This window comes from Pyxidicoccus caerfyrddinensis, from assembly GCF_010894405.1.
GTDB lineage: Bacteria > Myxococcota > Myxococcia > Myxococcales > Myxococcaceae > Myxococcus > Myxococcus caerfyrddinensis.
Genome location: NZ_JAAIYA010000010.1, coordinates 265,088 through 285,979, shown reverse-complemented (window position 1 = coordinate 285,979; position 20,892 = coordinate 265,088). Strand labels below are relative to the sequence as shown.

General features: G+C 70.2%; 17 protein-coding genes. 9 read left to right on the top strand and 8 right to left on the bottom strand.

The window, feature by feature from the left end; translation table 11 throughout:
• Positions 1 to 113: 113 nt before the first annotated feature.
• Positions 114 to 1,436 (top strand): hypothetical protein, encoded by a 1,323-nt coding sequence (locus G4D86_RS25185; RefSeq protein WP_163996565.1) that lies wholly within the window; start codon positions 114 to 116, stop codon positions 1,434 to 1,436.
• A 4-nt stretch (positions 1,437 to 1,440) separates the two neighbouring features.
• Here the strand turns inward: G4D86_RS25185 and G4D86_RS25180 are convergent, their stop codons facing one another.
• The gene (locus tag G4D86_RS25180; protein WP_163996564.1) at positions 1,441 to 2,868 is read right to left on the bottom strand and encodes a M1 family metallopeptidase; all 1,428 of its coding nucleotides are present in this window, start codon (positions 2,866 to 2,868) and stop codon (positions 1,441 to 1,443) included.
• 128 nt (positions 2,869 to 2,996) lie between these two features.
• On the opposite strand from G4D86_RS25180, the gene G4D86_RS25175 reads away from it, so the two are divergent.
• The gene (locus tag G4D86_RS25175) at positions 2,997 to 3,683 is read left to right on the top strand and encodes a YdeI/OmpD-associated family protein (protein WP_163996563.1); all 687 of its coding nucleotides are present in this window, start codon (positions 2,997 to 2,999) and stop codon (positions 3,681 to 3,683) included.
• Between the two features lie 97 nt (positions 3,684 to 3,780).
• Here the strand turns inward: G4D86_RS25175 and G4D86_RS25170 are convergent, their stop codons facing one another.
• The 6 genes from G4D86_RS25170 to G4D86_RS25145 all read right to left on the bottom strand — a co-directional run bounded on the left by G4D86_RS25170 (position 3,781) and on the right by G4D86_RS25145 (position 11,128).
• Positions 3,781 to 5,793, bottom strand: coding sequence for a fibronectin type III domain-containing protein (locus G4D86_RS25170; protein ID WP_163996562.1), 2,013 nt, complete (start codon positions 5,791 to 5,793; stop codon positions 3,781 to 3,783).
• A gap of 287 nt (positions 5,794 to 6,080) precedes the next feature.
• The gene (locus G4D86_RS25165) at positions 6,081 to 7,217 is read right to left on the bottom strand and encodes an ABC transporter permease (protein WP_163996561.1); all 1,137 of its coding nucleotides are present in this window, start codon (positions 7,215 to 7,217) and stop codon (positions 6,081 to 6,083) included.
• 16 nt (positions 7,218 to 7,233) lie between these two features.
• The gene (locus tag G4D86_RS25160; protein WP_163996560.1) at positions 7,234 to 8,364 is read right to left on the bottom strand and encodes an ABC transporter permease; all 1,131 of its coding nucleotides are present in this window, start codon (positions 8,362 to 8,364) and stop codon (positions 7,234 to 7,236) included.
• Between the two features lie 6 nt (positions 8,365 to 8,370).
• Entirely contained in the window at positions 8,371 to 9,309 is a 939-nt protein-coding gene (locus G4D86_RS25155; protein WP_163996559.1) for an ABC transporter ATP-binding protein, read from the bottom strand.
• Positions 9,306 to 10,067, bottom strand: a complete 762-nt coding sequence (locus G4D86_RS25150; RefSeq protein ID WP_163996558.1) for an ABC transporter ATP-binding protein — start codon at positions 10,065 to 10,067, stop codon at positions 9,306 to 9,308. The genes G4D86_RS25155 and G4D86_RS25150 overlap by 4 nt, the downstream gene beginning before the upstream one ends.
• On the bottom strand, positions 10,064 to 11,128 hold the full coding sequence (locus G4D86_RS25145; protein WP_163996557.1) for an HlyD family secretion protein: 1,065 nt from the start codon (positions 11,126 to 11,128) through the stop codon (positions 10,064 to 10,066). The genes G4D86_RS25150 and G4D86_RS25145 overlap by 4 nt, the downstream gene beginning before the upstream one ends.
• Before the next feature lie 440 nt (positions 11,129 to 11,568).
• Between G4D86_RS25145 and G4D86_RS25140 the strand changes: the two genes are divergently transcribed.
• The 6 genes from G4D86_RS25140 (at position 11,569) to rtcA (ending at position 18,629) form a co-directional block, all read left to right on the top strand.
• Positions 11,569 to 11,808: a hypothetical protein gene (locus G4D86_RS25140; RefSeq protein WP_163996556.1), complete on the top strand. Its 240-nt coding sequence runs from the start codon at positions 11,569 to 11,571 to the stop codon at positions 11,806 to 11,808.
• A gap of 30 nt (positions 11,809 to 11,838) precedes the next feature.
• Positions 11,839 to 13,182 carry a sensor histidine kinase gene (locus G4D86_RS25135; RefSeq protein ID WP_163996555.1) on the top strand — a complete coding sequence of 448 codons (1,344 nt, stop codon included), beginning with the start codon at positions 11,839 to 11,841 and terminating at the stop codon, positions 13,180 to 13,182.
• Complete coding sequence (locus G4D86_RS25130) at positions 13,172 to 14,620, top strand: sigma-54-dependent transcriptional regulator (protein WP_163996554.1); 1,449 nt, start codon at positions 13,172 to 13,174, stop codon at positions 14,618 to 14,620. The genes G4D86_RS25135 and G4D86_RS25130 overlap by 11 nt, the downstream gene beginning before the upstream one ends.
• Positions 14,621 to 14,768: 148 nt before the next feature.
• Positions 14,769 to 15,314 (top strand): response regulator, encoded by a 546-nt coding sequence (locus G4D86_RS25125; protein WP_163996553.1) that lies wholly within the window; start codon positions 14,769 to 14,771, stop codon positions 15,312 to 15,314.
• A 135-nt stretch (positions 15,315 to 15,449) separates the two neighbouring features.
• Positions 15,450 to 17,390: a CocE/NonD family hydrolase gene (locus G4D86_RS25120; protein WP_163996552.1), complete on the top strand. Its 1,941-nt coding sequence runs from the start codon at positions 15,450 to 15,452 to the stop codon at positions 17,388 to 17,390.
• 162 nt (positions 17,391 to 17,552) lie between these two features.
• Positions 17,553 to 18,629, top strand: coding sequence for an RNA 3'-terminal phosphate cyclase (gene rtcA / locus G4D86_RS25115; protein WP_163996551.1), 1,077 nt, complete (start codon positions 17,553 to 17,555; stop codon positions 18,627 to 18,629).
• Positions 18,630 to 18,639: 10 nt separating this feature from the next.
• Here rtcA and G4D86_RS25110 read toward each other — a convergent pair whose 3' ends face one another.
• Complete coding sequence (locus G4D86_RS25110) at positions 18,640 to 18,984, bottom strand: hypothetical protein (protein ID WP_163996550.1); 345 nt, start codon at positions 18,982 to 18,984, stop codon at positions 18,640 to 18,642.
• A 104-nt stretch (positions 18,985 to 19,088) separates the two neighbouring features.
• Here G4D86_RS25110 and sppA point away from each other — a divergent pair, with 104 nt between their 5' ends.
• The gene (sppA, locus tag G4D86_RS25105) at positions 19,089 to 20,864 is read left to right on the top strand and encodes a signal peptide peptidase SppA (protein WP_163996549.1); all 1,776 of its coding nucleotides are present in this window, start codon (positions 19,089 to 19,091) and stop codon (positions 20,862 to 20,864) included.
• The last annotated feature ends 28 nt before the right edge of the window (positions 20,865 to 20,892 follow it).

Here is a 20,892-nt window from a genome sequence, read left to right as displayed (position 1 = left end):
GCCGTCCTCCGCTCCCGGAGGAGAGGTTGTGCATGCCCGCGCCTTCGCGCCCGGGCTCCGCCGCCCGGCGGGCCCGCGAGGGGCGGGGAGGGCGTGCTACCGTCCCACTCCCGATGACCTCCCACACCCCTGTCACCGTGCGCGCCACCGCCGCGCTCTTCCTCGTGCTCCTGTCCGTGCTGGCGGGCTGCCGCAAGTCGGACGCCGAGCGGGCCGCCGAGGAGCGAGCGGAGATCGACAAGAAGCTCCGCGACTCCTACGCGCTCGTGCCCTACCGCGCCTTCAAGCTGACGTACCGCGCCGAGGGTCAGCCGAACGCGCCCGAGGAGGTCGCCGCCCTCTGGAAGGCGGCCGCGGCGACGCGGGAGCTGCCGGAGAAGGCCGTCAGCGAGGAGGACGCCCGCAAGATGGCCCGGATCTACCTGGACCTGGGCATCGCCTTCTACAAGGCGAAGAAGACGCTGGAGAAGCGCGACGAGGACGAGTTCCCCCTGTTGTGGAACCGCTTCGTGCCGGACGCGCCGGCGCCCCTGCAGGGCTACGACGCGGGAATGGAGCACGCCGTCCTCGCCGCCATCTGGCTGGTGCTCGACAACGCCGACCGGGGCAACCGCATCCCCGCCACGGAGGTGGTGTTCTACGAGCTGTCGCGCTCCACGCCCACGCCCGCGTGGCCCGCGGGCCTGCGGACCGCCGTCCAGGGCAACCGCGGCCTCGCGTTCTGCGGCGCGGGCTACCACTACGCGGCCGAGGAGGAATTGAACGCCTTCATCTCCGGCGTGGAGGCCCTGCCGTTGGAGGAGTTCCCCGCGACGGCGAGCGTCACGTCCGCGCAGTACCGGGAGACGCTGCTCGCCGCCGGTTACTTCGCGCGCGCGTGGAACCGCATGGGGCTCAAGCGCGAGCGCGCCGCGGAGGACGACATCGAGCGCGGCCTGGGCTCGCTGGAGAAGCTGGGCGTGGAGAACGAGCTGACGTGGTGGGGCTGGGCCTTCATCCACTTCCGCCGCGAGCGCTACGAGGAGTCCGCGAAGTACCTCGACAAGCTGGCCGCCAGCCCCTACCTGGGCGCCACCGAGCAGCAGGAGATCCACGCCAACGCGGAGGAGATGCGCAAGCACGGCAAGAAGCTGCCCATCTTCCTGCAGGCGCGCGCCGCCGTCATCCTCAGCCAGGCGCTCATCGCCCGGGCGGGCGGGGTGGAGCACATCCTCGTCACCGTGCTCGGCCCGGAAAAGGCGAAGCAGGTCTACGCGCCCATCGCCTGGATGGACCGCGTGCGCCAGGGCATGAGCACCGTCTCCGTGGACACGGTGGCCCGCGAGGCCGGCGACACGCTGAACGCGGCGAAGGAGGTCGGCGGCAAGGGGCTGGAGGCGCTGAAGAAGAAGCTGGGTGGGGGCGCGGACTCCACCGCGGAGTCCGGCCCCCGGTAGCCGCTCAGGGCGTCTCGGCGGGGATGCCCATGCTGCGCAGCCAGGCGTTGGCGAGCGGCGTCGGGTCCTGCCCCGTCTCCGCCTTCACGAGGTCCAGCAGCTGCTGCATGCGGGCGGTGCCGCCCACGTGCTGGCGGTAGAAGCGGGACAGCACGCGGTCGATGGCCGCGGTGCCAATCTGCTTCTCCAGCGCGCGGTAGAAGAAGGCGCCCTTCTTGTAGGGGATGTTGGACCAGAGCGGGTGGGTGAGGATGTCAATCGCGTTGCAGGTGCCATCCGGCAGCGCGAGGGTGTCACCCCGCGACACGGCGCGCTCCAGCTCGCCCTGCCATTGCACCCAGACGGCCGCCTCGGCCTCCGTGCCCTCGGTGGCGCGCACGGAGCGGGCGGTGAGGTATTCGGCGGTGCCCTCGGAGAGGACGAAGTCCTCCCAGCACTGGATGCGCACGCCGTTGCCGTACCAGCCGTGGGCGGCCTCGTGCTGGTGCACCAGCTTGTCCTCCATGGCGTCCGATGCCACGTGCCAGTACGGGTGGTGCTCCATGCCGCCGTACGCGCCGGGGCCCCAGTTGGCGGACACCGAGCCCACCTTGCGGCCGAAGGTGTACGGGCCGTACTGCTTCTCGAAGAAGTCCACCGCGTCCTTCAGGTGGAGCGTGCCCGCGGCAGCCACGGCCGCCTCACCGGGCAGGTGCCAGGTGGAGACCTCCGTGCCCGCGGTGGTGCGGCCCAGGCGCAGCTCGGTGTAGTCGCCCACCGCCCACGCCAGCATGTAGGCCGGGGCGTCCCCGGGAATGTTCGTCGGGTACACGGCCTTCTTGCCCGCGGGGAGGTTGCCCACCTTGAGCGAGAACTTCACGCCGTCCGCCAGCGCCGGGTGGCAGGGGTAGAGGTTCTCGCAGAAGGACGGCCACGTGAAGGTGCTGCCGTTGGGCAGATAGCCGTCGAAGTTGGGCGTCTCGGAGAAGGTGTAGTCGACGATGACGGTGCTCGCCCACACCGGCATGCCGATGTCGAGCTGCCCGTCCTGCACGGTGTACTTCAGCGTGCCGCAGCGGCTGCGCACGCCGGTGATGGCGAGGTTGCCGACCTTCAGCGACAGGCCCGTCGCGACCGACGGCGACACCTGGATGGTGGCAGTGGCGCTCAGCGCGTCGAGCTTCACGTCCAGCGCCGTGGTGAGGATGTTGCGCGACAGGCTCGCCTGGGGCTGGGGCAGCGGCAGGCGGTTCACGATGGTGCACAGCTCGGGGCACCCGCTGAACTGCGCGGCCTCCGAGAGCGCGGGGCAGGACAGCGTCTCCTGCGTCTCACCCAGCACCTCGGCTTCGGGGGCAGGGGATGCTTCGGGGCTGGCGAACTCCGTGGGGCCGCAGGCCCAGAGGCTCGTGAAGGACAACAGGACGGCGACTCTTCTCGCTACAGTAGTCATGTGTGTTTTCCAGGAAATAACTGCAACTCCTGGGGCCCTCCTAGCACACCTCCCGGCCCGGGTTTGAGGACGTCGCGGGTCGCCGCGTGGCGTGTTATCCGACCACTCCCGCCAGGAGCCCGACGACGATGCCCGCGACGAAGAAGGCCGTGGTGAAGAAGACGCCCGCGAAGAAGACGCCCGCGAAGAACGCCGTGGTGAAGAAGGCGCCCGCGAAGAATGCCGTGGTGAAGAAGGCGCCCGCGGGGGAGTTGCCCGTGGTTCCGTTCGAGAGCCAGCGCGCGTGGGAGACGTGGCTCGCGGCGAATCATGCGTCGTCGCGCGGGGTGTGGATGAAGCTCGCGAAGAAGGCGGCGGGCGTGCCGTCAGTGACCTACCCGGAGGCGCTGGACGTGGCGCTCGCGTGGGGCTGGATTGACGGCCAGAAGGGGAGCTTCGACGACGCGTGGTGGCTGCAGAAGTTCACCCCGCGCGGGGCGAAGAGCGTCTGGTCCAAGGTGAACCGCGAGAAGGTGCAGGCCCTCGTCGACGCGGGGAAGATGAAGCCCACCGGGCTCGCGGCGGTGGAGCTGGCGAAGGCGGACGGGCGCTGGGACGCGGCCTACGACTCACCTAGCAAAGCGACGGCACCCGAGGACCTCGTGGCCGCCTTCACCGCGAACCCGAAGGCCGCGGCGTTCTTCGCCACGCTGAACGCCACCAACCGCTACGCCGTGCTGTGGCGCGTGCAGACGGCGAAGAAGCCGGAGACCCGCGCCCGCCGCATCTCCGACCTCGTGGCGATGCTCGCCCGCCACGAGAAGATCCACTCTTGAAACAACGAGCCGGCCGCGCCTGATGGCTGGCGCGACCGGCTTTCGATTCACACGTCGGTGGAAGGTCTATGCTCCTTCCAGCCGGATGCCCGCTGGCTCAGTTGACGATGGCGAACTGGCGCGTCTGCGGGCACTGGCCATAGATCGCCTGCTCGAACTTGTGGTCCGCCACCGTGCTACCGAACCGAGACGTGCAGATGGTCGTCGCCGTGCGCATGCAGGTCGTACCGTAGATGTAGCTCTGAACGCTGCCACCACTGCCCGGGGACGAATACAGGATCTCCTTGTAGAGATAGCCCTGGGTGAGACGCGCGGGGTCGGACCGGAAATAGTCCACGGCGCAGCTGGAGGAGGACAGGCACACGTCATCCGTGAAGCTCCCGCACTCCTTGTTCCAGAAGCCACCATTGACGTGACGGTCGCCCGTGTGGGTCATCGTTTCCCGCTCCAGGCGGCGGACGTTGTTGCCGAGCCAGCCATGGAGCAGGGTGTTTCCAGGCAGGGGGCCCGGCGAGCTCGAGATGGGACCGGGCGTGTAATAGGACAGGGGATGCGCGCACCCGGGCCAGCTCAGCGTCTCCATGCAGCGCGTCTTGGCAATCATTACTTCCGCGGTGCCCTGCCTGCACTTGTCCAGGTCATCGCCATAGTTCGCGTAGCTCTGGTACGAGTTGAACAGCTTGCAGCGCTCCGCCAGCTCGATGTCGATGGCGTTCCAGCGCTGGAGCTGCTCGAACGGGATACGGTAGTCCGCGAAGACCTGGAAGTAGTTGTAGTTGAGGAACTGGGTGGGATGGTCGTAGTGGCTGAGGGACTGCTTGACCAGTACGGCGTTGGTGGCTGAGACGCTGCCGATGAAGGCGTTGTACTCCGACACGAAGTTGTCCCTGTTGATGCGGAACCGGACGTTCTCGTCCCCGCCCAGGGCATAGGCCTCCACGGTGACGCCCAGGGAGCTCAGCAGTTGCTGGGTCTCGGTCGAGAGGGTGCTGGCCCCGGTGGCCTTCACCACGTTCGAGATGGCGAGCTCGAGCTTCGCTCCGTACTGCTCACGCTCTTCCAACGTGTACTTCTTGGCGTCGAACTGGAACACCATGTAGACGCGGGCGCCCCGCGTGAGGCCATGGACGTACTTGTCGCCGCAGCGCTCCCGGAACTTCGCCTGGGCGTTCGGGTTGCCGGGGATGAGCATGTTGGTGACGAAGTCCGGCTTCAGCGGATCCGCGACCGTGTTGAGGGTCCACTCGTCCACCTCGCGGGCCCACTTGACGACGACCGACTCCTGATAGGAGTCGGAGATCTGCTCCACGAAGCGCTTCTTGTCCGCGGAGGCTTCGACGGAGAAGTCCGAGCCACTCGCGGAGATGCCGCCGGACAGCCCCACGTCGAGCAGCTCGCGCAGGTGGCTGACGCTGACTGAGCGCTTGGCGAAGAATTCCGTCGCGTTCCGCGGAACCGAGACGATCTGGAACGCGGGGTGGTTGGTGTCGATGCAGATCTGCGCGTAGGACTCCTTGAGCAGATTGAAGCCCTGGCCGAGGTGGAGCATTCCATCCACCGTGCCTGGCTTGAAGCTCATGTTGTCCCAGTCACCCAGGTAGCCCGGCACGGAGGCGTCCGGAGGCAGCTCGAACTCGGTTCGGAACCCCTGCGTGCTCGCGGCGTACTGCGCGTTCTGCTGGTCGTGGGTGTAGAGGAACGGGTACTCGGCATACAGGTCCATGGCCGGCGGCGGGTTGACCACCAACGTCGAGCCGTCACGGTATGGGCTGCAGCCCGCGTTGGTACACGCGCGGACCCTGTACCGGTAGACCGAAGGGGGCCGGCCGGTGGCCGTGAAGAAGGTGCTTCCGCCCTGGTAGACCTGCTGCCAGTACCCGGTGCTCCCTAGCTCCTCCAGCTCGTACGTCACGTACTGCCCATAGCCATCGCTGTATCCCCAGCTCACGGTGAACAGGGGCTGCGTGGTGTACGCGGTGTAGCTGAGGGAGGCGGGCGTCGTGGGCGGCAGCTCGAGGGGAGGCGGTGGCTCGCACCCGTCCGGGTAGTAGCCCTCGTTCGAGCCGCTGGCAGTGAGGAACTCCTGAGGAAGGCACTCCTCGGGTGGCATGACCATGAGCCCGGAGGTGTCGGACGGCTCCTGCGAGCCGGGGGAACCCTCGATGCCACACGCGCTCAGCCCGAGGGCTGGCGCGCAGAAGAGGAAAACAGAAAAAAGGCCGGAACGCGCTGCAAATTGATTTTTCATCTTTCCGCGTGTGTTGGGGAAAACGCGGGAGCCTATACATTGCTGTGATTGAGGCTGTAAATCTCAGGCAGGCAAGCAGCGGCATGTCTCTCTTTTTGCAGGGCGAGGCGCCAGGCACGTGAGAGGCTTTGCCGGATGCGTTGCCGCGCTCACGCCGACGTCTTGCGGAACCTTCGCGAGGCCAGCGAGATCACCAGCGTGCCGAACACGCCGAGCAGCACCACCTGCCGCCACAAGTCGCCGAGGCTCGCGCTCTTGAGCAGCGTGCCGCGCAGCACCTCCACGTAGTAGCGCACGGGGTTGAAGTACGTGACCCACGCCAGCCAGTCCGGCATGGCGTGAATCGGCGTCATCACCCCGGACAACAGCACCGCCGGCAGCAGGAAGAGGAAGCCGCCGACGAAGGCCTGCTGCTGCGTGCGGCTCAGCGTGGCGATGAGCAGCCCAACGCCCAGCGTGGACAGCAGGTAGAGCAGGGTGGCCAGCGCCACGATTCCCAGGTTCCCCCGCAGCGGCACGTGGAAGACCCACGCGCCCACGCTCAGCGCGAGCCCCACGTCCACGAGGCCGATGATGACGAAGGGCGTCACCTTGCCCGCCATCAGGATGCCGGGCTTGAGCGGCGTCACCTGGAGTTGCTCCAGCGTGCCGCTCTCCCGCTCGCGGGCCAGCCCCATGGCCATGATGATGGTGGTGACGACGAGCAGCAGCATGGCCGCGATGCCGGGCACCACGTACACCGCCGTGGACAGCTCCGGGTTGTAGAGGACGCGCGGCACCAGCTCCACCGGTGGGCGAATGGGAAGCTCTCCCCGGGCCACGGCGTCCGTCTGCATCAGCCGCGCGGCCCGCTGCGCCGCGTGTCGCGCGACCGCGTCCACCGCCACGCCCGAGCGCACCGGGTCCGAGCCGTCCACCAGCGCCTGCACCTGGGCGCCCGTGCCGCGCAGCACGTCCTCCTGGAACTCCTGGGGGAACACCAGTGCCACGGAGGCCTCGCCGCGCTCCAGCAGTTCCTGCGCGGTGCGCTCGTCGTGGACCTCCGCCTTCAAATCCAACGTGTCGCCGGCCAGGAGCGTGCGCGCGTAGTCGCGGCTCTCGGACGTGTTGTCGCGGTCCACCACCGCCGTGGGCACGTGGCGCACGTCGAAGTTCACCGCGAAGCCGAGGACGAAGAGCTGCATCAGCGGGGCGATGGTGAGCAGCGCCATCACGCGCTTGTCCCGCACCGTCTGCCGGACTTCCTTCACCACGACGGCTCGGTACTGCACGACCAGGGGATGCATGTGTGCCGCCCTCCCTTCAGTCCAGCCGCCGCTGGAAGCGGCGCGTGGCGAGCGTCAGCATCACCGCCGCGAAGATCGCCATGGCCAGCAGCTGCGGCCACAGCACGTCCACACCGTTGCCGCGCAGGAGCACCCCGCGCAGCGTGCTCACGAAGTACCGGGCCGGAATCAACATGCTCACCACCTTCAGCGGCGGGGGCAGGTTGGCGATGGGGAAGATGAAGCCCGACAGCAGCATGGACGGCAGCACGGACGTCATCGTCGCCACCTGCGTGGCCACCACCTGGTTGCGCGTCACCACGGAGATGAGCAGCCCCTGGCCCAGCATGCCGATGAGGAACAGCAGCGCCCCCAGCCCCAGCGCCACCACGCTGCCGCGCACCGGCACGTCGAAAATCCACGCGCCCGCCGTCAGCACCAGCAGCACCTGCAGCAGGCCGATGCCGAGGTACGGCAGCAGCTTGCCCACGATGATTTCCATCCGTCCCACCGGCGTGGCGAAGAGCTGCTCCATGGAGCCCCGCTCCCACTCGCGCGCCACGGTGAGGGCGGTGATGAGCACCGCGACGATGGCCAGCAGGTACGACGCCAGCCCCGGCACCAGGAACAGCGCCGAGCGGCTGTTGGGGTTGAACAGCGTCCGCACCCGCACCTCCAGCGGAGGCGCCCGCGGCGCCGCGGCTGCGAACTTCCGGCTCGCCGCGTCCACCAGCGCCTGGGCCTTGGCCATCGCCTGCGTGGCGGTGTTGCCGTCTGCCCCATCGACCAGAAGCTGCACCTGGGCGCCCCCGCCCGCCACGTCCTCGGCGAAGCCCCGGGGCACCACCAGCACGGCGATGGCGTTTCCGCGCCGCAATTCGCGCAACCCTTCTTCCGGGGACGTGCCCTCCCACTGGAGGATGAACTCCTCGGATGCCGTCACGTTGCGCACCAGCTCGCGTGACTGCGCGGTGCGGTCCTGGTCCACGACAGCCAGGCCCAGGTGGTCCACGTCGAAGCTGATGCCGAACCCGAACAGCACCAGCAGCAGCACCGGCATGGCCAGCGCCAGGTAGAGGGTGCGGATGTCCCGGCGGATGTGCAGCACCTCCTTGCCGGCCATGGCGAGAATGCGGCCCACCGTACGGCGTGCGTGCGAAGTGGCCATGGCGGTTCAGTCCTCCCCTCGTTGCGCCCCGGCGGTGAGCGCCAGGAAGACGTCGTCCAGCGTGGGCGCGGACTCCTCCAGCTCCAGCGGGTCCACGCCCCGCGCACGCAGCCAGTGCCCGAGCGTCTCCGCCGTCAGCCGCTCCGGGTCCACCCGCACCGTGGCGCCCGAGCCGAAGCGGCTTACGTCCAGCACGCCGGGCTCGCCGCGCAGCGCGTCCAGCGCGTGGGCGAGGTTGGGACCTCTCACCTCGAGGACGCGGCCCGGGGCGTGCGTGCGCTTGAGGCCCTCCGGGGTGTCCAGCGCCACCAACCGTCCGTCCACCATGATGCCGATGCGCGCGCAGTACTCCGCCTCGTCCATGTAGTGTGTGGTGACGAAGACGGTGGTGCCGCCCGCGGCCAGCTCGCGGATGAGCGCCCAGAAGGAGCGGCGCTGCACCGGGTCCACGCCCGCGGTGGGCTCGTCCAGGAAGACGATGCGCGGGCGGTGCAGCACCGCGCTGGCCAGGGCCACGCGCTGCTGGAGGCCGCCCGGCAGCGAGCCCGTCACCTCGTCCTGGATGGCGCCGAGCTGCATCCGTTCCAGCATCTCTCCGATGCGCGTCGCCAGTTCGCGTCCGTGCGCGCCGTACGCGGAGGCGAAGAACTCGAGATTCGCTCTGACTGTCAGGTCCAGGTACAGCGAGAAGCGCTGGGACATGTAGCCGATGCCGGCCTTCACGCGCTCCGGCTCTTCGCTCACGTCATGGCCCGCCACCCGCGCATGGCCGCCCGTGGGCTTCAGCAAGCCGCACAGCATGCGGATGGTGGTGGACTTGCCGGCGCCATTCGCTCCCAGGTAGCCGAAGATCTCCCCGGTCCCCACGGTGAAGCTCACGTCGTTCACCGCGGTGAAGTCGCCGAAGCGCCTCGTCAGGTGCTCCACCTCGATGGCGGTGCTCATGCGGCCCTCCCGCCGGTGCCGTTGCGCCGCTCGACGAGCGCGAGGAACACCGCCTCGAAGTTGGACGCCGCCACGCCGTGCTGCCGCGCCAGCTCCCGGGGGCCGCCCTCGGCGATGAGCTCGCCTGCGTAGAGCAGTCCCACGCGGTGGCAGCGCGCCGCCTCGTCCATGTACGGCGTGGACACGATCAGCGTCATGCCGTCGTGGACCAGCGTGTAGAGCAACTCCCACAGCTCGCGGCGGCTCACCGGGTCCACGCCGTTGGTGGGCTCGTCCAGCAGCAGCACGCGCGGCCGGTGGAGCAGGGCGCACGCCAGCGCCAGCTTCTTGTACATGCCGCCGGAGAGTGCGTCCGCCCGTCGCTCCGTGAAGCGTCCCAGCCGGGTGATGTCCAGCAGCCGCTCGCGCCGCGAGGCGAAGTCCTCCTTCGACAGGCCGAACAGCCGCGCGAAGAAGTGGAGGTTCTCATCCACGCTCAGGTCGCCGTAGAGGGTGTTGCGCTGCGGCACCAGGCCCAGCCCCTCGCGCACCTGGGAGCGGGGATTCGCCGGGTCCTCGCCCAGCATCCGCACGCGGCCGCCGTCCGCACGCAGCAGGCCCGCCATCAGCCGGATGGCCGTCGTCTTCCCCGCGCCGTCCGGGCCCACGAGGCCGTACACCTCGCCATGGCCCACCGCCAGCGACACGCCCCGCAGGGCCTGCGTGGCGCCGAAGCCCTTGCGTACGTCTTCGAGCGCGACATCCGGCGCATCGCTCATGGCCGCTGCTCCGCCACGGCCGGCGCCTGCGTGGGACTCAGCGTGATCTCCACCGGCATGCCCGGCAGCAGCAGCCCCTCCGGCGCGTCGATGTGCACCTCGACGGGATAGACGAGCCTGTCTCTATCGCTGCGCGTCTGCACGTTGCGCGGCGTGAAGGCCGCCTCGCGCGCCACGGTGACGACGCGGGCGGGGAAGGTGCGGTCCGGGTACGCGTCCGCGCGCACCGTGGCCTCCTGCCCGGGATGCGCCGCGGCCAGCTCCGCGTTGGGCAGGTAGAAGGTGGCCTTGGGTCGGGCCGTGTCCACCAGCCGCGCCACCACCGCACCCGGCAGGGCCAGCTCGCCCTGCTCCAGTGCCAGCGTCTCCACCGTACCCGCCATGGGCGCGCGCAGCTCGCACTCCGCCACGGTGACGCGGGCGCGGCGCAGCGTGGCCTCGGCGGCCTCCACCGCGCGCAAAGCGGACTCCGCCTGCTGCAGGCTCGCGCGCTCCTGCTCCGTGGCGGCCCGCGCCTGCCGCCCGGCGGCGGTGCTGGAGTGACGCGCGGCCTCCAGTTGCTGCTCCAGCGACGCGGCCCGGGCCTTCGCCTCGTCCAGCAAGGCCTCGGTGGTGGCCGCGCCCATCTGCTGCAGACGCTCCGCCTGCCGCTTCGCCAAGCCCTGCTGGTCCGCCAGCGAGGCAATCTGCGCCTGGCTGCCGGTGGCCTGCGCGGCGACGGCCTCGCTGTTGCGACCGGCGGCCAGGGCAGCGGCCCGGGCGGCGTCCGCCTGCGCTCGGGCCATGGCCAGCCGGGCCTCCATCTCCGCGAGGCCCGCCTCGGGCTCCGTGCAGTCGAGCGTGACGAGCAGCGCGCCCTTGGTCACCCGGGCGCCTTCCTCCACGTGCCGCGTCAGCACGCGGGCGTTGATGCGGGCGCGCACGTCCACGCCGGTGCCCTCCACCACGCCCGAGCCGCCCGCGGGCCCTTCCGCCGCCCGGCGGTCCTTCAGGATGCGCAACCCGAGCAGGGCGCCGAGCGCGCCCACCAGGACCACGAACAACAGGACGGCACGTCGCATGGACTCTCCCCTCGAAGCCGCGGCACGTCGCGCGGTGACGGGGAGGCCCATGGCAAGCCCCATGCCGTGAGCGCGTCAGTCGGAGGGCGTGCCCAGGTGTCGGATGCCCGCGCGGTCCCCCTGTCGGAAACCCGGCACCCCCGCCGGAAGGCCGACGGGTCTCCTGCTGGCCCGGCGTTCACATTCCCCGCGCCACATTCCATCCAAAGGAAAGCTGCGCATGCGCCGCACGCGGGGCTCCGTCCGAGGGGGCGGGTCTTTCGCCACCGCATCTTCATGCTTCTTCACGGGCTCGCGGAAAGGGCGGCGTGGCACCTTGCGCCCGTCCTCTTTCCTTGGGGAAGAGGGGCCCTGGTGGCGGCCATGGACGATGGCATCACCATTGCTCAGCGAGTCGTGGTCCACATCCCGTGCGCATTTGAGGAAAGGGAAGACGCCCCATGCTGCTCGACATGTACTTGTTCTTCTGTCTGCCGCTCCCGAGCCTCACGCGTGCCGCCGGCAAGGCGTCGCCACGGGCGCGGGGCGGCGCCGGAAGACAGGCCTCGCCCGGCACCCGGAAGCCCTCGCGCAAGGGGGAGGATGACGGCGGGCAGGCCGGCAAGGGGACGCGCGGGAAGCGGCGCGTGGCCCGCCGCGTGCTACGGGTGATTGATGGAGGCCGCGCCGGCGTACCATGAACGGCGCGGTGTGAGTGGAAGGGGCAGGACATGGACTCGAGGACCCGGCGCAACTTCGACGACATCCAGCTCCGGCACATCGGCCGCATCTTCGGGCGCATGGTGATGCTGCGCGCCTCCGTCGGCGCGGGGCTGATGCTGGCGGTGGCGTGGATGGCGGCGATGGACCCCGCGCCGTGGCGGATGACCTGGCTGGTCCTCCAGGTGGTGGGTGCCCTGTCGTTCTTCATCTACGAGCTGCGCCGCTACAACCGGGAGGGACTCACCCGGCGGAGCGTGCCCGTCAACCTCCTGCTCGGCGTGTTCTTCCAGCAGAGCCTGGTGATGGGGACGGGAGGGCTCGCCAGCCCGTTGCTGCCGATGGTCATCCCCCTGGCCTTCGTGGGTGCCACCACGCTTCCGCGGAAGTGGCACCTGCGCCTGTTCAAGGCGGAGCTCGCGGCACTGTCATTGATGGCACTGCCCCAGCTCGCGGGCTGGCTGCCCATGCTGCCGCTGTCCTATCTGGGGGCGCCGCCCCGGCCGTGGATGTTCGCCATCGCGTTGCTGATGTTCCTGTTCATCATCATGGTCAACGCGGCGGGCGCCGCCATCCGCGGGACGTTCGACGACATGCTCCGCGAGGCGCTGGCGCAGCGGGACGAGCTGCTGGCCACCCACCGTTCCTACTCGCGCGCGCTGGAGTCCATGTCCGGGGAGATTGCCCACGAGCTGAAGAACCCGCTGGCCACGGTGAAGGGGCTCACCCAGCTCATGGTGCGCGAGGCCGGCCGCGCCCAGCCCACCGAGCGCCTGGAGGTGCTGTCCAGCGAGGTGGTGCGCATGCAGGGCATCCTGGAGGAGTTCCTCAACTTCTCGCGGCCGCTCGTCCCGCTGTCGGTGAGCGCGGTGGACCTGGTGGCGCTGTGTGACGAGGCGCTGGTGCTGCATGAGGGGCTCGCCGCCCAGGGCGAAATCCGGCTGGAGCGCATGGGGCAGGGGCCCGTGCTCTCCGTGTGTGACTCGCGCAAGGTGAAGCAGGTGGTGATGAACCTGCTCCACAACGCCATCGAGGCGAGCCCCCCGGGTAGCCAGGTCATCCTGGAGGTGGACGCCAACTCCATCGGTGAGGCCCGGGTGTCCGTGAAGGACACGGGCGCGGGCCTGCCTCCCGAGGTGGCCAGCCGCGCGTTCGAGGCGGGCGTCACCAGCAAGGCGAAGGGCTCCGGGCTGGGACTGACGGTGGCACGCGCGCTGGCGCGCCAGCACGGGGGTGATGTCACCCTGACGAACCGGAACGGTGGCGGGTGCGTGGCGGAGCTGGTGCTGCCGCGAGAGCTGCCCGCGGACGTCCTCGAGCCCGTGGGCGCGAGCGAGGTGGCCCATGCCGGCTGAGGCGGGCGCGGCAGCAGAAGCCACCCACCATGTGCTGGTGGTGGACGACGACGCGGGCGTGCGCTTCACGCTGAAGGAGACGCTGCGCAGCCTGCCCGGTGTTTCGGTGGACGTCGCGGAGGACGGCGAGGTCGCCCTGGCGAAGCTGGCGGCGCGGCCGTACGAGCTGGTCATCACCGACCTGCGCATGCCGCGCGTGGACGGGATGGAGCTGGTGAAGCGGCTGCACGGCCAGCCCCACGCGCCGCGCATCATCGTCGTCACGGCGCACGGCTCGGAGCGCTTCGCCGTGGAGGCGGTGAAGGCGGGCGCGTACGACTACTTCCGCAAGCCCTTCGACGTGGACGAATTGCTCGCCGTCGTCACCCGCGCGCTGGAGGCGGTGCGGCTGCGCGATGAGAATGAGCGGCTCGCGGGCGAGCTGAACCTGTCCCGCTCGCTGGTGTTCGCCTCGGAGGCCATGGGGCGGCTGGCGCAGCTCGTCCAGCGCGCGGGTTCGCGGGACGTGACGGTGCTGATTACCGGCGAGAGCGGCACGGGCAAGGAGCGCGTGGCGGAGGCGCTGGTGCGGGCCTCGCCGCGCGCGGACAGGCCCTACCTGCGCTTCAACTGCGCGGCGCTCACGGAGGAGCTGGCGGAGGCGGAGCTGTTCGGCCACTCGAAGGGCGCCTTCACCGGCGCGCACCGCGTGCGTCAGGGCCTCTTCCGCGAGGCCGACGGCGGCACGCTGCTGCTGGACGAGGTGGGGGAATTGGCTCCGCCGCTCCAGGCCAAGCTGCTGCGCGTCCTGCAGGAGGGCGAGGTGCGACCGGTGGGCGAGGACCGGCCCGTCAAGGTGGACGTGCGCATCCTCGCGGCCACGCACAGGGACCTCCGCCGCCGGGCCGCGGAGGGGACGTTCCGCGAGGACCTCTACTACCGCCTCAACGTGGTGCAGCTCCGCGTGCCCCCGCTGCGCGAGCGCCCGGAGGACATCCCGGTGCTGGCGCGCATGTTCCTGGACCGATTCAGCGACCGCTTCCACACCGGCCCGCTGAAGGTGCCCGAGGGCTTCTTCGAGAAGCTCCGCGCGCTGCCGTGGCCGGGCAACGTGCGCGAGCTGGAGAACACGCTGGAGAGCCTCGTCGCGCTCTCCAGCGACGGTGAGCTGGACCTGGGCTTGTTGCCCGTCTCCGAGTCCCCGCCGGCCCCCGGAGCCCCGGCGGGAGCCGCCGCTTCGGGCCCCAGCGCCAGCGCGGAGGCTCCGGACGGCGCGGGCCTCAAGGAGCGCGTGGAAGCGTACGAGCGGGGCCTCGTCCTGGATGCGCTGCGCATCTCCGGCGGCAACCGCAGCGAGGCCGCTCGGCGTCTGGGCATCGGCCGCGCCACGCTGCACGACAAGCTGCGCAAGTACGGGCTGGATGCGGCCCCGGACGAGGGCGGGGAAGGGCGGGGGTAGGACGCACGGGCCGGGGAACGTCCACTCCCCGGGTGAAGTGTTTTCTTGTCGGCACCGCGAGACGGTTGTCGTGAGAGGCTCTGCTGGAAGTCGCGCGGAACCGGCCATTCTTGGCCGCACCGTGCCCGCGACCCTCCGCTCGAGACCCGTGCCCGAAGCCACGCCCCCACGTCCCGCCTCCTCGGCCTCGCAGGTGAGCATCCTGCTGGTCGACGACCTCCCCGCGAACCTGTTCGCGCTGGAGTGCATCCTCGCGCCGCTCGGCCAGCGCCTGGTGCGCGCCGCGTCCGGACAGGAGGCGCTGCGACGGGTGCTCGACGAGGACTTCGCCGTCATCCTCCTGGACCTGCGACTGGGGGACATGAATGGGGTGGAGGTGCTGACGCTGCTGCGCCAGCGCGAGCGCAACCGGCGCACCCCCGTCCTGCTCCTCACCGGCCTGGACGGAGACTCCCCGGAGCTGCAGCCGGCCTTCAAGCAGGGCGCGGTGGACTACATGCGCAAGCCCCTGGTGTCGGACGTGCTGCGCGACAGGGTGGCCTTGTTCGTGGAGCTGCGTCAGACACAGGCCGCGCTGCGTCGGCAGGAAGGCCGCGTGGAGGAGCTCTCCACCCGGCTCGAGGAGGCCGAGCGCGAGCTTCGCACCCTGCGCGCGGGTCTCCGTCCGCTCCCGGAAGGGCATCCGTCGGAGTAGGCGGCGTGCCGCGCCGCGGCGTTACACGGACTGGGGAACAAAAGGGCGGGACGTGCGTTGGTGGCGCCCCGGAGTCGGAGCTTCCGACGCCGGTCGTGTTCCCCCAGAATGACGCCCTCTCCTCCAGGAGCGTGCATGCCCACCGTGTCCCGCAGCCTCGCGGCACTGCTGCTGTTCTCCCTCGCCGGCCCCGCGGGCGCGCAGTCCGCCCCGCAGGCCCCGAAGCCGCCCTATGGCTGGTCCCAAGAGCGTGTAGACCGCATCCGCTCGCGCTACACCAAGTACGAGTTCCGCATCCCCATGCGCGACGGCAAGCGGTTGTTCACCTCCGTGTACGTGCCCGTCGACGCGTCCCCGGCGAAGCGCTACCCCATGCTGATGGTGCGCACGCCCTACACCGTCGCACCGTATGGCGTGGACCGGTACGCGAACTCGCTGGGGCCCAGCGAGGCCTTCGAGAAGGAAGGCTTCATCTTCGTCGGCCAGGACGTGCGCGGCGCCCACATGTCCGAGGGCGAGTACCTCAACGTGCGCCCGCACAACCCGAAGAAGGCCGGGCCGAAGGACGTCGACGAGAGCACCGACACGTACGACACCATCGAGTGGCTGGTGAAGAACGTGCCGAACAACAACGGCCGGGTCGGGCAGTGGGGCATCTCCTATCCCGGCTTCTACACGTCGGCGGGCGCCATCGACTCGCACCCGGCGCTCAAGGCAGTGTCCCCGCAGGCCCCCATCGCCGACTGGTTCTGGGACGACATGCACCGGCATGGCGCCTTCAACCTGGGAATGGCGTTCAACTTCTTCTCCGTGTTCGGCAAGCCCCGGCCCCAGCCCACGGACGCCGAGGAGTGGAAGCCGTACGACCTCGGCACGCCGGACGCGTATGACTTCTTCCTGGACGTGGGAGCGCTGAGCAACGCGGACGCGAACCACCTCAAGGGCGAGATTTCCTTCTGGAAGGACCTCGTCGCGCACCCCAACTACGACGCCTTCTGGCAGGCGCGAAACCTCCTGCCGCACCTGAAGAACATCAAGGCGGCGGTGATGACGGTGGGCGGCTGGTACGACACGGAGGACCTGTACGGGCCCCTGCGGACCTACGCGGCAATCGAGAAGCAGAACCCGGGCACCACCAACACGCTCATCATGGGCCCGTGGCAGCACGGCGGCTGGCAGGGCACGGAGGGCTCCGCGCTGGGTGACGCGGAGTTCGGCCTCAAGTCGAGCGAGACGTACCAGGACCTGGCGCTCGACTTCTTCAAGTCGTACCTCAAGGACGGCAAGAAGCCGGAGCTGCCGGAGGCGCTGGTGTTCGAGACGGGCGCCAACCGCTGGCGCCGCTTCGAGAGCTGGCCGCCGAAGGGCGTGCGCGAGACGAAGCTCTACTTCCAGCCGAAGGGCGCGCTGACCTTCAACAAGGCGCCCACGGGCACCACGGAGTCCTTCGCCGAGTACGTGAGCGACCCGGACAAGCCGGTGCCGTACACGCAGGAGCTGAACCCCGGCTGGAGCAAGAACTACATGACGGAGGACCAGCGCTTCGCTTCGCGCCGGCCGGACGTGCTGGTGTTCGAGACGGAGCCGCTCGCGAGTGACTTGACGCTGGCGGGTCCGCTGGAGGCGGAGCTGTGGGTGTCCACCACCGGCACGGACGCGGACTGGGTGGTGAAGCTGGTGGACGTGAATCCGGGCAAGCTGCGCGGGTGGAAGAAGAACGATGACGACCAGGGGAAGAAGAACCGCGGCGGCCAGCAGACGCTGGTGCGCGGTGAGCCGTTCCGCGGCCGCTTCCGCGACAGCTACAGCGAGCCCAAGCCCTTCAAGCCCGGCGAGGTGACGAAGGTGCGCTTCGTCATCAACGACGTGTTCCACACCTTCCAGCGCGGGCACCGGTTGATGATCCAGGTGCAGTCGAGCTGGTTCCCCTTCATCGACCGCAACCCGCAGACCTTCGTCCCCAACATCTTCGAGGCGAAGGACGCGGACTTCACGCGCGCGTTCCACCGCGTGTACATGTCCGCGGCGCACCCCAGCTCCGTGAAGGTGGGCGTGCTGCCGTCGGCGGACGAGTAGGGCACGGACTCGAAGACTCGAAGCGCGGGCCGGAAGTCGCAGTGCTTCCGGCCCGACATCTCCGGCGGACGGACGAAATGGAACGTCCGTTCCGCACGGGAGATCACCAGGCGTTCCTGTTACGCTGCACCTGCCACGCGGTAACGCCTTGGACGTGAGGACATGACCGGCACGGAGGGGCCCGACAGCGGGCGGGTGGAGCTCGACGGGAGTGAGGGTGAGGGAGGGGGGCAGATCCTCCGCACCGCGCTGTCGCTGTCGCTCATCACCGGCCGCCCCTTCCGCATCCGCCGCCTGCGCGAGAAGCGAGATCCACCGGGCCTGCGCCCCCAGCACCTGGCCTGCGTGCGCGGCGCCGAGGCCCTGAGCGGCGGCTCCAGCGAGGGCGCCACCGTGGGCGCCTCGGAAATCACCTTCACCCCCGGGCCCGTGCGCGCGGGGGACTACCTGCTGGAAGTGGGCACCGCCGGCAGCACGCCGCTGCTCTTCCAGTGCCTCGTCTACCCGCTGGCGCTGGCAGGCGGCGGGCAGCTCACCCTGCGCGGCGGCACGCACCTGCCGCACAGCCCCAGCTACCACTACGTCGCCAACGTCTGGCAGCCGGTGGCCCGCGCGTACGGCCTGCCGGTGCAGCTCACCCTGCCGCACGCGGGCTTCTACCCGGAGGGCGCGGGGGAGATCGTCGCCGAGGTGGGCCCGCCCCAGGAGCCGCCGCTGCTGGTGGAGCTCCCCGCGCGCGGCATGCTGCGCGAGGTGCGCGTGTCTTCGTTCACGGGCGGGCTGCCGTTCACCATCGCCGAGCGCCAGTCCCGCGCCGCCGTGGCCGCGCTGCGCGAGCGGGGCATCCTCGCGGAGGCGGAGAACCGGCCGCTGCCGGTGACGCGCTCGGTGGGCACCGTCACCTTCGTGCTGGCCCAGTTCGAGCACACCATCGCCGGCTTCACCGCGCTGGGCGAGCGGGGACGTGCCGCGGAGGAGGTGGGGCGCGAGGCCGCCGTGGCGCTGGCGGACTTCATGGAGACCGGGGGCGCGCTCGACGAGCACCTCGCGGATCAGATCCTCCTGCCCGCGGCGCTGCTGGCCTCCGGACGGCTGGGGCCCGCCACGCCGGGCACCACGCGCTTCACTGCGGCGCGCATCACCGACCACCTCACCACGCATGCGCGCGTGGTGGAGCGCTTTCTACCGGTGCACGTCAGCGTGGATGCGAGCGGCGCCGTGGAGGTCCGCCCGCGCTGACGAGCGAGGCTCAGGCCTCTTCTTCGTCACCCCGGTTGGCACCGAAGGTGTTGGCGCCGGAGATCTCCTTCGTCGTGTTCCGGTAGGCCCGGAACCCGAAGGGCACGGCGGTCGCGAAGACGAGCACCACCAGGCCAATGGCCATCCAGGGGATGGGCGGCTGCTTCACCTGGATGTCCTTGCCATAGGAGTTGAGGTTGTTGCCCATGGCGCGCTGCTTGGCGATTTCCTTTTCCTCGGCCGTCAGCTCGCGCTGGGCCTTGAACTCCTGCACCTGGCGCCGGGGCTGGGCCAGCGCGGCACCGCCCGAGCAGAGGGCGAGGACGAGAACGAGCCGGGGGAGGGCGTTTCGCATGAGGGCGGAGGCTAACACGACCCAACGGACGGGCTGAACAGGGCTTGCGCGGTTGTGGGGCCTCCGTTACGGCGCAGAACGCCCACATTTCCTCCCAGGACGCCATGCTGCGCCTCCCCTTCATCGCCCTCGCCAACCTCATCCTCCTCCTGCGAAGCCTGCTGGGACTGCCCTTCCGGCTGCTCGCCGCCCGCCACCGGCCGGCCTATGTGCGCTTCCGCCTGACGGGGGACCCGCCGTACCGCGAGCGGCGCAAGTCCCGATTCCAGCTGGGAGGGACGCGCCCGGAGCCGGCCGCCGTCACCTCGGTGGAGCGCTTCCGCGAGTCCCTGCGGCTGCTGGCGGGGGACGCGCGGGTGAAGGGCATCCTGCTGGAGGTGGAGAATCTGGCGGTGCCGCCGGCCAAGCGCGACGCGCTGGTGGACGTGCTGGCGGAGTTCCGCAGGGCGGGCAAGCGGGTGGTGGCCTGGGCGGTGAGCGTGGAGACGGACACCTACCCCGTCATGTGCGCGGCGGACGAGGTGCTCCTGGCGCCCATGGGCCGGGTGGACGTGGTGGGCTACGCGGCGGAGGCCACGGCCCTGGGCGAGGGGCTGTCGCGCGTGGGCATCCAGGCGCACTTCGTGCGTCGCGGCGACTACAAGACGGCGCCGGAGCTCTTCACCCACGCCACGGTGTCGGACATCCAGGCGCGGACGGTGGAGTCGTTCCTGGACGAGCGCTACGTGGACCTGGTGGACGCGGTGGCGAGGGGGCGCCGCAAGACGCCGGAGGAGGTGCGGACGCTCATCGACCAGGGCCCCTTCAGCGCGCGGCGGGCGGTGGAGGCGGGGCTGGTGGACGCGCTGGTCAGCGAGGCGGACCTGCCGGTGCACCTGGGGCTGGTGAAGGCCGGGGAGGCGCCCGAGGACGAGACGGAGCTGGAGTCCATGGCGACGTACCTGGCCACGGTGCCCTTTCCTCCGGTGCGCTGGCGGAGGATGAAGCGGCTGCCACGCGTGGCGCTGGTGCCGGTGTCGGGCGTCATCGTCCCCGGACAGGCGGGGAGCAGTGACCGGATGGCGACGTCGGGCACGGTGGTGAAGGCGCTGCGTGCCGCAGGGAGGGACCGGCGCACGAAGGCGGTGGTGCTCTACGTCAACAGCCCCGGAGGCGCGCCGCTGGCTTCGGAGCAGATGCTGGAGGCGGTGCAGCGGGTGGGGCGGAAGAAGCCCGTCATCGCGTTCATGGACCGGGTGTGCGCCAGTGCCGGGTACATGGTGGCGGTGGGCGCGAAGGAGATCTGGTCCACGCCGCACGCGGTGGTGGGGTCCATCGGTGTGTTCGCGGGGAAGTTCGACGCGTCCGTGTTGATGGAGCGGCTGGGCGTGCACCAGACGGTGATCGCCCGGGGAGAGAACGCGGCCCTGAACTCCAACTCACGTGGATTCACGCCGCGCGAGCGCGCCACGCTGGAGGCGGAGGTGGAGGAGATCTACCAGGGGTTCCTGGGGGCCGTGGCGAAGGGACGCGGCCGGACGCCGGAGGAGATCCACACGCTGGCGGAGGGAAGGGTGTACTCGGGGATGCGGGCGAAGGGGGTGGGGCTGGTGGACCACGTCGGCGGCTTCGAGGCGGCGTGTAGCCGCGCGCTGGAGTTGGCGAAGGTGTCCGCGGAGCGGTTCGACGTCATCACCTACGGTGGGCCGAAGCGGCGACTGTCATTGCTGAAGCTGCTGATGGGCGCGGCGCGGGCGCAGGTGTATGCGCTGTGCCCCACGGCGTGGGGCCTGGGTGGGCCTTGGGGTGCCGAGGCGTTCGATGATGTTTCCGGGCTCGTGGGCGAGGGACTCCGCGACCTGTTGATGGAGTGGTGGGATGGCGTCCTCCGGGGACTTTGACGGCTTCTCCGTCACCGGATACGGGCAG